Genomic DNA, 15411 nt, shown 5'->3' with positions numbered 1-15411 from the left:
TTTATCATCTCCACCAAATTAATCAGCATATTAGTTCTAACATACCAGATGCTTCTCTCAAAAAACTCTCAAAATTCCACATATTTCTCCCTACTACGACTGTAGTTGTCGAATGGTAGTTTTTTCAGCCGTCTTTAACGTATGATAGGTATTGACGGGAGTGTGACCGAGGATGAAAAAGCTATTAGGCTGGTTTGGAGTGGCTTTCGCCTTAATCGCCATTCTTTATATGATTTACAGCGACAAGGATACAAGTTCCTTTCATATGAAGGCCATAGACGGCGTGCTCGACCTGCGAGAATTAACGGATTCTCCATTTATATCTTTAGCCGGCGATTGGAAATTCACAGCCGATTCTTTTGTGAGTACAACTGATTTTGACAATCATACCAATCTTGTACCCGTGCCGGGTCCTTGGCCATCGAATGTGCAATGGGGCTCCTATCAGCTCAAGGTGTATTTGCCTGATCATTGGTCCGACATTGGTCTCCGCGTTCGTAATATTTGGTCCGCTCATACCATCTATGTCAATGGCGCAATGATCTCGGAGAAAGGTAAACCCGCCGATACGAAGCAAGAAACCATACTCAATAATCCGGCCTATGAAGTATACTTCACGCCGGATGACAGGCAGCTTCTTATTACGATTCATACCTCCAACTTCTACAATGCACGGGGCGGCATCGTCCTGCCGATTGATATTGGGGATGCCACGCAAATGAAGGAAGACGTGCAGCGGGATCTAACCTTAGAATGGGCTGCCGCGATGTGTATGCTTATCTTCTGCATGTACCATCTAACGATTTATTTATTGCGAACAAGAACAACAGGTGAAGCTTTCTTGTACAGCGGGTTGTACTTCCTTGTTATGGCCATCATGATTGTTGTCCGCGGCGAACGCCTGCTCATACGCGAGTTCCCTTCCATCCCTTACGAGCTTTACTTTCGTCTGCAGGACGCCAGTACATACATCTGCGCCATGTTGATTTTCATCTTTATAGTCAAAGTAATCCCTGCCGTTATGAAGCGCAAGACATTGATCCTGCTTCTTCTCCCGCTTCTGCTCTACTCGCTTCTTAATGCTATTCTTCCGGCAAGATCCTTGGCGGGTATACAATATGACTTCTTTTATTACATCGATGCACTATTCTTGGGGCTTATTGCACGTATCATTTATTTAATCGCAAAAAATCGAATCTCCATCAAACGAAACGAAGCTTTCATTCTTATGGCCATGCTTTTATTTATTGCGATCTTTACCTTAAGCAGTTCGTCGGATAGCTTGTATTTCACTGGCCGCAACAGCTTAAACCGACTTGGATTAATCGGCTCTATGTTAGCGATGAATGTCTTCCTAGGTGTACGACTTATGAATCGGACAGAAGAATCGGAGAAGCTAACGGCTCGATTACAGAAGGCGAATGATACCAAAAACGATTTATTGAAAGTTGCCACACAAGATTTGCATAGACCGCTGCACGATGCCGTTTATTTGCTTCAGTCGATTACCCGAGAGCATGATCGCCGTAGACAAAGTGAGCAATTGTTTTTGGCCGAACAGTTACTTGGCAACATGGTTTATATCCTGAGAGATCTAAACGATTTTACTCGTATTCGATTTAATGATTACGACATTCAACTCAAATCGACTAATCTACGGATGGTCGTCCTGCATGTACTTCAGCTCATGCAGCTAACCTTTGTGAAGAAAAAAATTCAAATACACGAAAAGATCCCGCACCAGCTTTATGCAGCCGCAGACGAACAAGCCTTGACACAAGTGCTCCTGCGTATGATGACGGAGATTACTCGAGATACTGCCGAAACCTATCTGACCCTTGAAGCTATGCAAGCTGGCGACAATGTCATGCTTCATGTGGCTACATCAAACGAATTTGTGACAACAAGAAGAGATGGGCAGCATTCTTCAGGGCTTATGATGACGGTGGAGCTTGTCCAACAAATGAATGGAAGTATAACATATGAGAGTATGGAGCGAGGCGCCCGCTTCACACTTCGACTGGGCTTCAGCGAGCTCAAAGAGCCGGATGCTGCAGTGGAATACACTTTTAGTGATCAAGCTGCCGTGTCCGCAGAAGAACTAGAGGCGGCGACGGTCCTCATTGTCGAAGACGATGCCATGCACGCGGAAGTAATGAGGGGCATGCTGAGCGACACATACAATATTCGGATTGCTTATACCGCACAAGAAGCGATCGATTATTATCATAGTCATACGGATATCACGATGATCCTTATGGACGACATTATTCCTGGCAATACGAATAGTCTCGAATTGCTTCAGCAGATCCGTAAGCAAGCACCGTTAATGGAGCTGCCGATTATTATGATGATTGCTTCGGAAGATCCTAAGCATATTGAGAGGATATTTGCATCAGGCGCAAATGATTATATGATCAAACCATTCTCGAAAGAATCGTTAATGGCTCGATTAAATGCCGTTGAACAGACGAAACAATCCATGCTGAAAGCAATCGAGTATGAAATGGCTTTTCTGCAGACCCAAATAAAACCACACTTTTTGTATAATGCGCTTAGCAACATTATCTCCTTCTGCTATACGGATGGAGAGCGCGCTGCTCATCTGCTCACCATGCTCAGTTCGTTCCTTCGTTATATATTTGAAACGAGCCGGGACGGGCGTTTCTCTACCCTGCAGAAGGAGCTGGAAATTATTGAAGCTTATGTCGAAGTAGAGAAGGCCCGATTGGGCGATCGACTAACCTTCGCCTATGACATCGATCCGCTTATCGTCGCCGATAACGTTCTCATTCCTAGCTTGCTCTTGCAGCCTTTAGTTGAAAACGCGATTCGTCACGGGATATTCAACAAAGAAGGAGCTGGACATGTCCAGGTTTCGATCCACTCCCATGACTCTCGCTTGAGCATATACGTCATCGATAATGGTGTCGGCATATCGCCGGAGCAATGTGCCCAGCTAATGGGGGAGTTGGAGTCCGCAGGCAGCGGGATTGGATTCACGAATGTACGCCGGCGCGTTCATGACCTGAGCCAAGGCAGCCTGGAGATTAGCTCCATACCAGGTAGAGGAACAACCGTTCATTTCATTATTCCGATTATGGAGGGACTCGATGATGTGGAAAGTAATCCTCGTTGAGGATGAGAGACCGATTCTGGGACTGCATGCTAGATTACTGGAAACCTATGGCCCCTTTGAAATTGCAGGTCGGTTCGAATCTCCATTTGATGCGCTGCAAGAGATACCCAAGCACGACATCGACGCGCTCGTGCTCGATATCGAGATGCCGAGAATGACAGGACTTCAGCTGGCCCAGCGCCTAGTGGAAGACGGTATCGACGTTCCCGTCATATTCACAACCGCTCATCAACAATACGCCGTACAAGCTTTTCGTGTACAAGCGCTGGATTATATTTTGAAGCCGATGACCCCAAATACCGTAAAGTTGCTGGATGAACGCCTTCAGAAATATTATGGGAGCAGACCCAAGCCGGCCGCCAGCAAGAAGGAGCTTTATGTACAGCTTTATGGGGAAGCCTATGTCAAAAAGGGGGAGCAGCTTGCAAAGTGGCCGACTCGCGTAACCGAGGAGCTGTTCTACTATTTTTTGCTGCATGAAAATAAATTATGTTTGAAGTGGCGAATCATCGATGATTTATGGACGCATGTGGAGGAAAAACGGGCGCTCTCCAATCTATATAACACCATATACCGGATGCGCCAGCTTTTTGTCGAGCTGGATGTGCCCATTGTCATTGATCGCATCAATGATGGTTACATTATGAATACAAACAACAGTATTGTCATAGAGCCAAAGGAAAATGATAAGGCACTTTTACTTGAATCCAAAGGATATTTGTGGGCCTACCGGCTAGCATTTAACGAATAAACGTTAGCCGGTGATCATCCGATTATAAATATGCTGCATTACAAAACCTCAAGATAAGTGGACCAAGAATGTCGCTCCCCCGGCAAAGCCATTGGTAATGTTCCTGCCCATTCTGCGGGAGGCAGCGTAGCGGAAGGATAGTTCGTCGGTTGAATCGATAGGCAGTTGATCTCATTGCCGTAACAATCCTGCCAAGCTTTGGCCACCCAGATTCCGATGTAAGGCAGCTTCTGCCTGTCAAAGCCGATCGTCAATACTTCCTCTCCTGCCTGTACCGAAAGGCGTCCGTCCGCTAGAGGACGCGAGAACACCTTTGCCTGGTAACAGGTTTCCGAACGATCCCAGAAGCCTTGCTCCATCCATGTTCCTTCGTGCAGGAAGGCTCCTGGAGAGGAGCGATACACATATAGCCACTCCGCACCCTTAGGAAGAGACACCTTCGTCCCTTCCTCCCAATGAAGCGAAATATGTGCATCCGCCAGAAAAACAAACGGCTCGTTGCCTTCATTCACAAAGGCAAGGTCTGAACAAAACCGCTTCCCTTCCCACCAAAACATACGCTCCACTCGCAAACATCCAAATTGTTGCCGAAGGTAGAGCTTCTCCCCAACAATCGAAGGCTGAAACGGCATTCCCCAGAATATGCCGTGATCCCGAAGCGTCTCGCCGGCATGCAGCCCCACTGGCATGATGCACGAACGAATTGTTGGGAAACACTCGTCCCAGCCCGATTGGTCGAATGAGTCGTAACCTGTGTCACTGCGATGGATACGTTTGTCCTCGTAGAGAAAACATCTGCCACTCCGAAGCGATTTCAATTGTCGTACTTTGCCTCCGATGCGAGGATCAATCTCCACCGTTAGATGCTCATTCGTCCATTCGATTATCCCGTCAACCTCACGAATGCTCAAAGCCGTACCCCTTCCCGATATGCGTCCAGCCCCAGTCTATGAAATTGTTCGGCTGGTGCACCGCAGTTGCTGAGGAACGCGGCGGCAGACCGCTTAAGCCGGCTTACGACATCGGGGAAGTCGGCAATTACGTTGTGTTGCTGACGATAATCACTTTTTACGTTGTACAGTGCCGAGTATTGCTCGCCTCTCGCGCACGCGACAGGATATCGCCCATTCTCATAATCACCTGTTGCGAACGCTGCGCCGTATTGAGGGGGTAATGAAGAGTACCAATATAAAGGCTCGTTCGTCGCGTCCTCGGGCCAGATAAATAATGTCCATTCTCCGTCGGTAATGTTCAAGGCTTCTCCGAACCTGCCAAAGCATACCGTTTCTTGTACAGCAACGCCTGAATGATCGCCCGTTAGCAGCGGCAACAGGCTTCTTCCCTGCAAATCTTGTGGCGAGCTAATTTCAAACGCATCGAGAATCGTGGGGTATAAGTCCACCAGCTGCACCAGATCATTCACTCGCTTGCCCGGTTCAGGATTCTGCGGATGATAGACAACCAGCGGGATATGCGCGACTTCCTGATACATATTTGAATCCGAGATCCCGCTCCACGGTTTTCCCATGAGCTCATGCTCCCCGAACATATGGCCATGATCAGTCGCCAATACAATCATCGTATTCTCCATTAAACCCAGAAGCTCGATCTGATCGAGCAAATATCCTATCCATCGATCGGTCATCGTAATCTCGGCAGCATACAGCTTCCTTACACGCTCCGTCTCTTCCTCGGACAAGCTATTCCGCCCATAAGTCGGCCAAATGACATCCTGTCCCCTGTAATCTTTGTCATACAAATCAATATAATGCTGCGGAGGATCAAACGGCTCATGCGGATCAAAACAATCTATCATTAAGAAAAAACGATCCCGTGTATAGTTTTTCTCCAGCCATGCTCCAGCTTCCGACATGAGGATAGCCGGAAAATAATCGCGTTCCGTCTTGCGGAATGCCCCGTTCTTGCGATTGCGAGCATAATACGCCTCCGGGTCTCCGCAGTGTCCTGCCGATTTCTCCGGACCTACCGGCATCTGCACGGAATCGGTATCTATTTTCCACTTGTCGTATTCTTGTCCACGGATAAATTCATATGCGCTAAAGTTAAAGTGATAATTGCCCGAGCCCTTTTCCCACAAGTGGAAGTGGTCCGTAATAAGCATGGAGGGGATTCCGTTCTCCTCCGTAATGACTTTAGCCAAATCGCGATCATTCGCCTCCATGGGACCCCAGCCACGGAACGGGAACTCCAGCTTGCCCGTCAGCATATCCCGCCTAGCAGGCATACAAGGGTATGAACCTAGGTAGGCTTGATCGAATACTACCGACTTCTCAGCCAGTCGATTCATGTTGGGCGTCTGCACCCACTCGTTTCCATTGAATCCCATAAAGTCGTATCTCAACGTATCCACTAACAATACAATTACATTCTTCATCTCGTCTCACGCTCCATAATGAGTTAACTGACTGAGAGCAAGACGATGATGAGGAGAGGTAACGGCCCCCTGCAGCAACGGGTCGCTCGTGTCCGCCATCCATCTCAGAAGCCGCTCGCTCAATTGCTGCTTGATGTCCGCGTAGACTGGATCCTCTGCCCTATTGTCGAGTTCATGAGCGTCGGCCTCAAGATCGTAGAGCTCCACAAACTCATGATAGTGCAGCGCTGGCTTCTCCGGGAATACAGGGTCTGTGCGCGGCCTCCACGATTGGGAGGGGTTCATAAAGTAGGGTGCTCCACTAAAGTTAATGATCAGCTTGTATCGCGCCGTACGGATGCATCTGCGTGGATCATAATAGTCATGATACGTCATTTCACCGAATATGCAGTCCCTAGAAGTCGCCTCTGCATCGTTGTCCAACAGCGGCGCAATGCTTACGCCCTGGACATTGCCTGGCACAGGAAGCTCTAGCAAATCAAGAAGCGTCGGCACGATGTCAATGTTAGAAACCAGATTGTCGATCCGCTGTCCTCCCTGCCAACGCCCCCCAGGGACACGCAATAGCAGCGCGACCTCCAACCCAGAATCGTATAAGGAACACTTCGCTCTAGGAAGAGCAAGACCGTGATCGGTTGTAAAGAGAACTACGGTATCTTGATCCCGCCCTACCGCTTTAAGCTTTTCCATCAGGAGACCGATTTGAGCGTCCATATATTTGACCGCGCCTTGAAGCTCCGCCATTTCCTTGCGACTGCCTGCATGATTCTCCAGGTAACCAGGGACCGTAATATCGCGCTCCTCATCAGGCTCGATATATCCGCCAGTAAAGCCCATGTAGTCCAGCTCCTCCATGTTGCGGATCCGATGAGGCTCGAAGAAGCCGATCTCAAGGAAAAATGGCCGCTCTTGTACCGCAAACTGCTCAAGCATATGGATCGCCTCGGCCGCAATCGCTTCCCCTCTCCGCGGCGAGGTGCATACCTCATCAAAGCCGAAGCGCTCGGCTGGATCGAGCAGCGTCTCATGGTAGATGCCCGCGAGACCAGTGATGTAGCCCGCCTCTTGCAGCATCTCAGCAAGATGCCTTTCTTCGGGATGAATATCCCACATTCCAACATTGGTCAAACCCATCATGCCATTGTTGTGCGGATATCTTCCTGTGAACAACGAAGCTCGGGATGGGCTGCATTGCGGCGCCGTGCAGTATGCCTGTTCGAAGAGCACCCCTTCAGAAGCCAATCGGTCCAGATTCGGTGTTTGGACAGTCGTTACGCCATAACACCCGAGAAACCTCCCCAAGTCATGACAAGTGATAAGGATAAGATTAGAGCCTTTCATATTTCCCCTCCTCCTTGCCGCCAATCTTGATATGATGTGAATAAGGCGAAATGCTGCATAAGGAAGGATCGAGCTCCTCCAGAGGCGTACCCACTACGGCTATTTTCTCAAAGCTGACATTTTCGATATTGCTGATCGGAGAGAACGACTCTATCAGGATTGGTTGCTTCTCGCCCCCAATTAACGCAATATTCTGAAAATAAACATCTCTAATTCTCCCTAGCTGTTCGCTCACCGTCCATGGCGTCTTCTTGACGACCAGCTTTATAAGCGGCTTTAAGCTTCGTTCGACGGTAATATGATTAAAGTAGATATCCCGTACTTCACTTTCATCGGATACGAGAATTCCCAATACACCTTGATCAGGGGTATTATGCGTAGCATGAATAATGGTGCAGTTCTCGAATGAAACATGCGAGATCGGTTTACGCGTTTCGTAAGTCACACCAAGCGCAAAGCCCCAGTCGCTCCATATGACACAGTTCTCCACATGAATGTTCTTGCATTCTCCGCCTGGCAGCTCTCCCTCAGGTTCTACTAAGAAACAATCCACGTTGCCGGTATCCATAGCCTTGATTGCAATGCCGTCATCACGCTGACGTACAAAGCAATTCCGGATGACAACTTGTTTGCTCGACACCGGATTAATGCCGTCGGAGTTATAGAATGCGCTGATGATCTTCACGCCATCAACGAGACATTGCTCGCTTCTGTACATTGTCAGATTCCAACAGGTTGCTTCTTTAAGAATAACACCTTCCACCTTTACATTTCTGCACCGGGTAAAGACAATCGGGTTTTTGCGCGCCCCTTCATTCTCAAGCAGACTGCTGTCGATAATCCCCCGTCCTCGGATCGTAACGTTAACGGCATCTTCGGCAAAGATGAGATGGCCATACCTTCGCTGCGTAATTTGATTGGGTTTCTTCTCTTCGCGATAACAAGGCTCATCAGGAGCTACGACCCCGACCAGTACAGCCCCTCCCGCCACATAAAGCGTCTGATTGCTCTGCAACTGGATGGAGGATATTTCATGAATGCCCGGCCCATAATAAATAACGTTGTCATCTTGCCCCGGTATGTCTTCCTCCATTGGATTGGCGAACACATGCAGTACCGCGTTCGCATCTCCGTACGGCTCTATGGAAATATGCTGCCCTGGTTGAATAGAAAACCGAATTCGTTGTTCGCTAGACTGGAAATCAATGTGTTGTGACACGGGCATCACCCGAATATGCTCGATGGGATGCAGACAGGTCACTTCCACCTCAATAGGGCCAGCGGTATCAAAGTAAGCAAAACTCGCCGTAGAAAACGGAAGTCCTTGACAAACCCCTTCAGGGTTGCGGCTATTGTATACGCGTGCGGTATAACAGAAGACTGCTTGCTCTTCAAGGCTTACTCTAAAATCATTGGATTCCGGCACAGATGCCGGTGCTGGATAGATTCTGAAATCCGACAAGTACTCTCCCCCTAGTTATTGTCAGCGATCCGATTGCTGACCTCTTATAAGCGCCCGATACTGCATGGGCGTAATGCCCTCTGCCTTCTTGAACTTGCGGATGAAATTCGTCTCATCCAAGTACCCCGTGCTTTGAAGAACGGTTCGCAACGGTTCATCCGTCGCCTTCAATAATTCCTTGGCCCGTTCCATCCGCAGCTTATCCACATAATTCATAAGGGTATACCCGGTTTCCGCTTTGAACAATTTGGTGATATGCGATGGCGAGATATTGAAATGGCGGGCGATTTCATCGAGATTCAAGCTATATTCGGTATATCTGTGCTTTACATAGCCTATAATTTGCGGAATGAACTGGTCTTGCTTCTCATGCTTGCGTTTATGAATATCCCGGCATAATGTCAGCAAGATCTCGGTCAGCTTCCGCTCCGATTCATCCAGCGTTTCCGGCCGTTCTCCCAGCATTTCATTAAGGCGAAGACGATCACTATCGACAAGGATCATCGATTGTTCGATTTGCCGATTAAGCGTAATGACCCAACTGCTTAACAAACTGTAGCCGGACTCCCCGCTTGTGGCATGCAGGCGGATAAAGTCGAACATCTCTTTCATATGCTTTTCCAGTTCATTGACTTCACCCTGCAGCAAGGCATGAACCAACTTCGTTTCAAGAGATTGCGGGTACAGATACGATTCCGCGTTGTCTTGCACGTAGGTCTTGACGTCATGATAAAGAATAACCTGATCCCAGCCCTGCACGAATCGATATTGCGCGGCTTTGTTCGCTTCCCGGAACGCTTCGGGCAGCTTGGCAAGATCGTCATAGATGGACCCGATCCCGATCGTAAGCGTGAAACGGAAATGCTTCTTATAGAACGCCTTGGCCTGTCGCGCGAATTCGACTAGCTCAGCCGAGGTTACTCCATCTCGTATATTCAACACCATGACTCCGCCTTTGTCCTCTACTAGATTCATGCCGTATCCAATGCCAATCTCATTGGCTAACTCTTCGAGTACATTCAGAATGCTGAACTTTAGCAGCTCCTGAATATCGGGAGAATTCTGAGTCCGAAAACGCTGGTAATCGTCAATATAAAAGAGAAGGACCGTAACGCGTGAATAAGAAAAACCTAAGAGACGATATTCGCTGCTCTGCTTGAACGTCTCGATCGCTTTCACATTCCCGCTCAAGAGCTGGACGACGGCCTGTTGTTTCATGAGTCCCGCTTTCGATCTCAACTCGGACCGTAGATCCTGATTCTCCTTAGCTACCCCATCCAACCAGTGGGACATCCGGTCAAAATGAGTCATCGCCGGTTCTTCCACGGGCAACTTCGGACTCTCAACGGTGAAACCTTTGATCTTCTCAAATAGCCGCTGCAGAGGACGATTGTAGATTACGGCGAACGTCACCGCAATAATCACGCCAATGATAAACAGCCCTAACGTCGCATAGTTAAAGATAGCCACGAGATTATTAAACTGCTTCATATACTCGAAGGTCGGTATGGCTAATATATAATTCCAGTTGTTATACGTTGATTGAATGCGAATGATCGAATAGTCGGTCCCGACAATTCGTTGTCTGGACATGCTGTCGGTTAGCTTTAGCAATTGCCCGGCATCCTCTATCGTCTGACCTTGTTCCGAATGATTCGCATGGACGACCAGTTGATCGTTGTGGAAGATATACAGATTGCCGTGATATTTGCTGGCGATTTGCTCTGCCGATTGCCAGAACTGCTGGTTCATGACAAAGGTCAACAGCGCATACGGCTGCGACGAATTAACTGGCAAAGGATAGACCAAGGATATGCGTTGCTGCCCCTGAGAGGTCAGAATAATCGGCGTTTGTCCTCTTGTCAGTTGGTTGCTTATTTTCTCAATCTCATCCGCCGGCAGCTGATACTGATTCAAGAAGGTCTCAATGGGATATCTTCCTGACGAGGCATACGCATAGGAGCGATCGCGATAATAATAGAGCATCATATCAGCGATATTTCCCCGTCCGTATCCATACTTCTTCAGCTCGCCAATGGCTTCATAGTTCCCGAACCGATCTTTGGTCGCAAAAAAAGGAGACAACTCTGAATTATTCGTGACTTGAAGAGCCGTGATCTCCAGCTCTCTTAACTGATCATTGATGTTCTCCGTGAATTGATACAAGTCCAGCTTCCCGAACTCATGTGTCTGTTCCTTAATGGTACGAATAAAGGTGATATAAACCAAGCCGCCTAGAATGGAGAGAAGAATGACGACAATGGACAAATAAGATAAAAAAATCTTCACAAATAAGGAAGAGGGTCTCCTCTGACGAAGTACTCGCGTTAATATCGTCATCTGGATTCCCTCCCCTGAAGTCATAAATTAGTGTTAGTTGCTAGAATACTGTTGGAACGCTTCATCGTAGATCTCAATCAGGCTATCAATACCCATTTGATTTAATGTTTGTACGTACGACTCCCAGCTTTCATCAATCGATTCTCTGCCGATAATGAATTGGGCCATCTTCTGGCTAACGAATCCGGAAATATCGGTTTGAACGGCATTGACTTGTTTCTGCTTCGCATCCTCCAGATAGATCAAAGGATATTCCGTGACACCGAAAGGATTAACCTGATTGCGGTTATCGATCAAATGTCTTTCCAGCTTGTCATTTATTTTTGTCCAGAACTCAGGAGGTCCCCCAACTTCGCTTCCGCCCGGCTGGATGGTCGCAATACCACGTTTGTCGGTTGCCGCTTGCCCTTCTGCCAATATCCAATTCCAAGTTCCATCATCATTGACCTTGTAATCTTCACCTTCGACTCCCATCCATACAAGGCGTCGGCCTTCTTCGCCGTATAGATAATCTACCCAACGAATCATCGCTTCAGGGTTCGGATTGGCACTCGTGATTGCGAATTTGCCACGCTGAATGCCCGGATCCTGCAGCCATACTTGCTTCCCGTCCGCCGTCTTCATAGGAGGCAGAGCCGTATAATCGTAATGGCGCTCCGCGCCTACATAGATGAGAGGGCTAGCCGTTACAACAATTCCGAGCTGGTTATCCGTACCCGTGCCTTTGGCTTTTACTTGCTCCTCATTCTGCACAAACACTTCGTTATCAAGTAACTGTTCATCGTATAGTTTCTTCATGAATTTCAAAAATTCCTTGTATTCCGGTTGCATAAACGCAAACTCAACTTTGTTTTCCTCATTAATGTATACACCGCTGTACGCATTCGGCAGCAAACCCCAGTTGCCCATTAGCAAACGGATATTCTGATTATATCCAACTGCATTGCCCTCGACAGAGAAACTTAGCGGAATTTCATCCTGCTTGCCGTTGCCGTTCGGGTCTCCTTCCTTCATCGCCTTCAGCACGTTATACAATTCTTCAGGCGTCGTTGGTTTCTCAAGCTTTAATGCATCCAACCACATCTGATTCACATACATCATAAAAATAGTGTCGGCTGGCAGCACCTTAGGCAAGGCAACGATGTGACCGTTAGGCAGCGTAATACTTTTCTTAATGTCCGGTCGCTCTTCAAACATTTTTTTGATATTAGGCGCATACTTGTCGATGAGCTCTTCCAGCGGGATGAGCGTGCCTTGTTCCCCGTAACGCATCTCTTCCTCCGGTGATAAACTTGCTTTAAAGAACACATCCGGGAGATCATTGCCCGCGAACATGATGTTTTTCTTCTCTGCCCAATTGGCAGGCAGCGCAGTGTTGTACTCAAAGCTGATATTTGTCTTTTCTTCCATTCGTTTAAAGAACAGATTATCCTCCCATTCTGACAGAATAGGATGTGTGAGCCCCATCATATTCAGCTTAATTGGAGTCGTAACAATAGGGAAACCTTCCGCGTTAAAGTTTTCTATCTTCACCTCTTCCGTGCCCGGAGCAGCCGTCGTTTGAACCGGTTCCTGATTGTTGGTATTATTGCCGCTGTTATTACCTGAACACCCCGTAATCAGACCAATACTTAATACACCGCTAAGTAAATAAATCATTCCGTTTTTCGTGCGCATGCTTGTCGCCTCCCCCAATGATTATCCTTTTAGTGAGCCTACCATAATCCCTTTGACAAAGTATCGTTGAACAAATGGGTACATAATTAGCAACGGGATGCTTGCCACAATAATAACCCCGTATTTGATCATTTCCGTCACTCGCATTCGTGAAGCTGCATCAAGCGCGTCTTGCCCCGACAACATTTCTGCCGCTACCTCTCCCTTCACCAGAATTTCGCGCAATATCAGCTGCAATGGATATAACGAGCGGTCTGTCAAATAGATGAGACCACGGAAATACTCGTTCCAATGACTTACACTATAAAACAATGTAATGATGGCCAGGATCGGAGCAGACAGCGGCAGAACGATCCGAATGAGAAAGTGAATATTGGTTGATCCGTCGATAAACGCCGCTTCTCTCAGCTCCTGAGGAATGCTCGTTTGAAAATACGTTCGCGTAATAATCAAATTCCACACCACGATAGCGTTAGGAATAATGAGCGCCCACATCGTATTCACCATATCGAGGTTTTTCACAAGCAGATAGGTTGGTATCAGTCCGCCTCCGAAAAACATGGTGAAGGTATACAACAGCATCAAGAAATTTCGTGGTACAAAATCTTTCCTGGAGAGCGGGTAAGCGGTCATAATCGTTAAGATAACATTAATGATCGTTCCGACAACCATGTAGATCAAGCTATTCCGATATCCGCTCCACACAGCGTCGTTCTCAAAAATCAATTGATAACCTTCGATGGTAAACCCTTTGGGGAACAGCCACATCTTGCCGCTCCAAACCATGTTGGGATCGCTGAAGGAAGCGCTTAATATAAACACCAATGGATAAATAAACAGTATTGTCATGACTATCATGACGGCATAATTCAGATAATCAAATACGACATCGCTTCGGCTCTGTTTCATCCGACTTGGTTTTACATTCATGACATGATGTCCCTCCATTTACCATAAGCTCGTTTCGCTGCGTTTGCGAATAAACTGATTGACGGAAACCAACAGTATGAAATTGATAACCGCATTAAAAAGCCCTACTGCCGTTGCAAAGCTGAAATCAGCCGAAAGAATACCCATCCTGTACACATACGTAGAAATAACATCCGATGCCGAGAGATTAAGTGAGTTTTGCAGCAAAAACACCTTCTCGAAACCTACGTTCATCATTCTTCCGACATCCAGAATAAGCAAAATGATCGCCGTTGGAATCAATTGCGGGATGTCTATATGGATTATCCGCTTCAACTTGCTGGCACCATCGATCTGCGCCGCTTCGTAAAGCTGTTTATCCACTCCTGATAATACCGCAAGATAGATAATAGTGCCCCAACCAAGACTTTGCCATACGCCAGACAGCACATACACGGTTTTGAACCATCCGGGCTCTTGAAGGAAGGCTATCGGCTCTAATCCGAAGAACTGAATAATATGATTCACGGTCCCGCCTGTCGCGGATAAAAAAATCATTAATATGCCGACCATAACTACTGTCGAAATAAAATGCGGTGCATAACTGACCATTTGTACGAATTTCTTGAATCGTGCCTTCCCAATCTCGTTAAGCAGCAATGCAAAGATAATCGGAGCCGGGAATGCAACCGCCAATTCGTACAGGTTAATAAATAAGGTGTTTTTTATTAACAACCAGAAATTGTAGGAGCTTAAGAACCTTGCCAGATGCTCAAGGCCTACCCAATCGCTGTTCAGGAAACCTTTGACCGGATTATAATCCTTAAAGGCGATCTGCAGTCCGTACATGGGTCCGTATTGAAAGATGATAAAATAAATGAACGCAGGGATGCTTAGCAAATAAAGATCATAATTCCGTTTCATATCGAAGAACAATTTCAAGTCTTCACCTTCCTTTCTGTTGTTGTTGTCCTGTCACCTAGAAGCATAGTAGGAAGCTGGTTGGGAGTAAATCTGCAGTTTTTTTCTGATCGGCAAAAATCATTTGAGCTCGCGCAAGCCGCGCTATATCTAAGGATTTCGGCTGCAAGCTTATCATCCTGTTCGCTGGAACCAAAGTTGCAGATCATGTGAAACCGATTCTGCCTCATGAAAAATATTGCTCAAATGCTTATTGAGCAAGCGCATACAAAAGCAATTTTATAACAAATTTACAGCAATAATTGTATAGCCCGTTAGGAGATTTTGATTATACCTTGTCCAAGAACGTGGTCGGTAAGGCTTATGGATTTGCGGAAGTGTTTAATATCTTAGGGGAGCTGCCAGCCAATATGGGGATATTGCTCGGAACCGCAATTCTGTTCTTCGGCAGGAAAAGCCTATTATAAGCATATCCT

Annotated in this window: 11 protein-coding genes; 3 read left to right on the top strand and 8 right to left on the bottom strand. The window is 47.1% G+C overall.

Annotated elements, in window-relative coordinates:
• Positions 1-172: 172 nt before the first annotated feature.
• Positions 173-3139, top strand: coding sequence for an ATP-binding protein (locus ACX1C1_RS07410; protein WP_458956468.1), 2967 nt, complete (start codon positions 173-175; stop codon positions 3137-3139).
• Positions 3117-3890 (top strand): LytR/AlgR family response regulator transcription factor, encoded by a 774-nt coding sequence (locus ACX1C1_RS07405; protein WP_458957619.1) that lies wholly within the window; start codon positions 3117-3119, stop codon positions 3888-3890. Before ACX1C1_RS07410 ends, ACX1C1_RS07405 begins: the two co-directional genes overlap by 23 nt.
• Before the next feature lie 38 nt (positions 3891-3928).
• On the opposite strand, the gene ACX1C1_RS07400 is transcribed toward ACX1C1_RS07405, so the two are convergent.
• From ACX1C1_RS07400 to ACX1C1_RS07365, 8 genes are read right to left on the bottom strand one after another with little or no spacing between them, the layout of a single operon-like run.
• Entirely contained in the window at positions 3929-4801 is an 873-nt protein-coding gene (locus ACX1C1_RS07400) for an aldose epimerase family protein (protein ID WP_458956467.1), read from the bottom strand.
• Positions 4798-6285, bottom strand: coding sequence for a sulfatase (locus ACX1C1_RS07395; RefSeq protein ID WP_458956466.1), 1488 nt, complete (start codon positions 6283-6285; stop codon positions 4798-4800). The genes ACX1C1_RS07400 and ACX1C1_RS07395 overlap by 4 nt, the downstream gene beginning before the upstream one ends.
• A 6-nt stretch (positions 6286-6291) precedes the next feature.
• Positions 6292-7626 (bottom strand): sulfatase family protein, encoded by a 1335-nt coding sequence (locus ACX1C1_RS07390; protein WP_458956465.1) that lies wholly within the window; start codon positions 7624-7626, stop codon positions 6292-6294.
• Positions 7613-9088, bottom strand: coding sequence for a glycosyl hydrolase family 28 protein (locus ACX1C1_RS07385; RefSeq protein WP_458956464.1), 1476 nt, complete (start codon positions 9086-9088; stop codon positions 7613-7615). The genes ACX1C1_RS07390 and ACX1C1_RS07385 overlap by 14 nt, the downstream gene beginning before the upstream one ends.
• A 21-nt stretch (positions 9089-9109) precedes the next feature.
• On the bottom strand, positions 9110-11428 hold the full coding sequence (locus ACX1C1_RS07380) for a helix-turn-helix domain-containing protein (protein WP_458956463.1): 2319 nt from the start codon (positions 11426-11428) through the stop codon (positions 9110-9112).
• A gap of 33 nt (positions 11429-11461) precedes the next feature.
• Entirely contained in the window at positions 11462-13105 is a 1644-nt protein-coding gene (locus ACX1C1_RS07375) for an extracellular solute-binding protein (protein WP_458956462.1), read from the bottom strand.
• Between the two features lie 21 nt (positions 13106-13126).
• Positions 13127-14035 (bottom strand): carbohydrate ABC transporter permease, encoded by a 909-nt coding sequence (locus ACX1C1_RS07370; protein ID WP_458956461.1) that lies wholly within the window; start codon positions 14033-14035, stop codon positions 13127-13129.
• 18 nt (positions 14036-14053) lie between these two features.
• Complete coding sequence (locus tag ACX1C1_RS07365; RefSeq protein ID WP_458957618.1) at positions 14054-14938, bottom strand: ABC transporter permease; 885 nt, start codon at positions 14936-14938, stop codon at positions 14054-14056.
• Between the two features lie 332 nt (positions 14939-15270).
• On the opposite strand from ACX1C1_RS07365, the gene ACX1C1_RS07360 reads away from it, so the two are divergent.
• Positions 15271-15402, top strand: coding sequence for a hypothetical protein (locus ACX1C1_RS07360; protein ID WP_458956460.1), 132 nt, complete (start codon positions 15271-15273; stop codon positions 15400-15402).
• The last annotated feature ends 9 nt before the right edge of the window (positions 15403-15411 follow it).

The sequence above is a fragment of the Paenibacillus sp. strain BS8-2 genome (assembly GCF_054483835.1).
The sequence above is the reverse complement of the archived record's forward strand: the minus strand, read 5'-3'. Positions and strand labels throughout refer to the sequence as shown.

Excerpts from the sequence above, each read along its gene's own strand:
- ACX1C1_RS07410 (WP_458956468.1), top strand. The coding sequence starts at position 173 with ATGAAAAAGCTATTAGGCTGGTTTGGAGTGGCTTTCGCCTTAATCGCC.
- ACX1C1_RS07405 (WP_458957619.1), top strand. The coding sequence starts at position 3,117 with ATGTGGAAAGTAATCCTCGTTGAGGATGAGAGACCGATTCTGGGACTG.
- ACX1C1_RS07395 (WP_458956466.1), bottom strand. The coding sequence starts at position 6,285 with ATGAAGAATGTAATTGTATTGTTAGTGGATACGTTGAGATACGACTTT.
- ACX1C1_RS07390 (WP_458956465.1), bottom strand. The coding sequence starts at position 7,626 with ATGAAAGGCTCTAATCTTATCCTTATCACTTGTCATGACTTGGGGAGG.
- ACX1C1_RS07380 (WP_458956463.1), bottom strand. The coding sequence starts at position 11,428 with ATGACGATATTAACGCGAGTACTTCGTCAGAGGAGACCCTCTTCCTTA.
- ACX1C1_RS07375 (WP_458956462.1), bottom strand. The coding sequence starts at position 13,105 with ATGCGCACGAAAAACGGAATGATTTATTTACTTAGCGGTGTATTAAGT.
- ACX1C1_RS07370 (WP_458956461.1), bottom strand. The coding sequence starts at position 14,035 with ATGAATGTAAAACCAAGTCGGATGAAACAGAGCCGAAGCGATGTCGTA.
- ACX1C1_RS07365 (WP_458957618.1), bottom strand. The coding sequence starts at position 14,938 with ATGAAACGGAATTATGATCTTTATTTGCTAAGCATCCCTGCGTTCATT.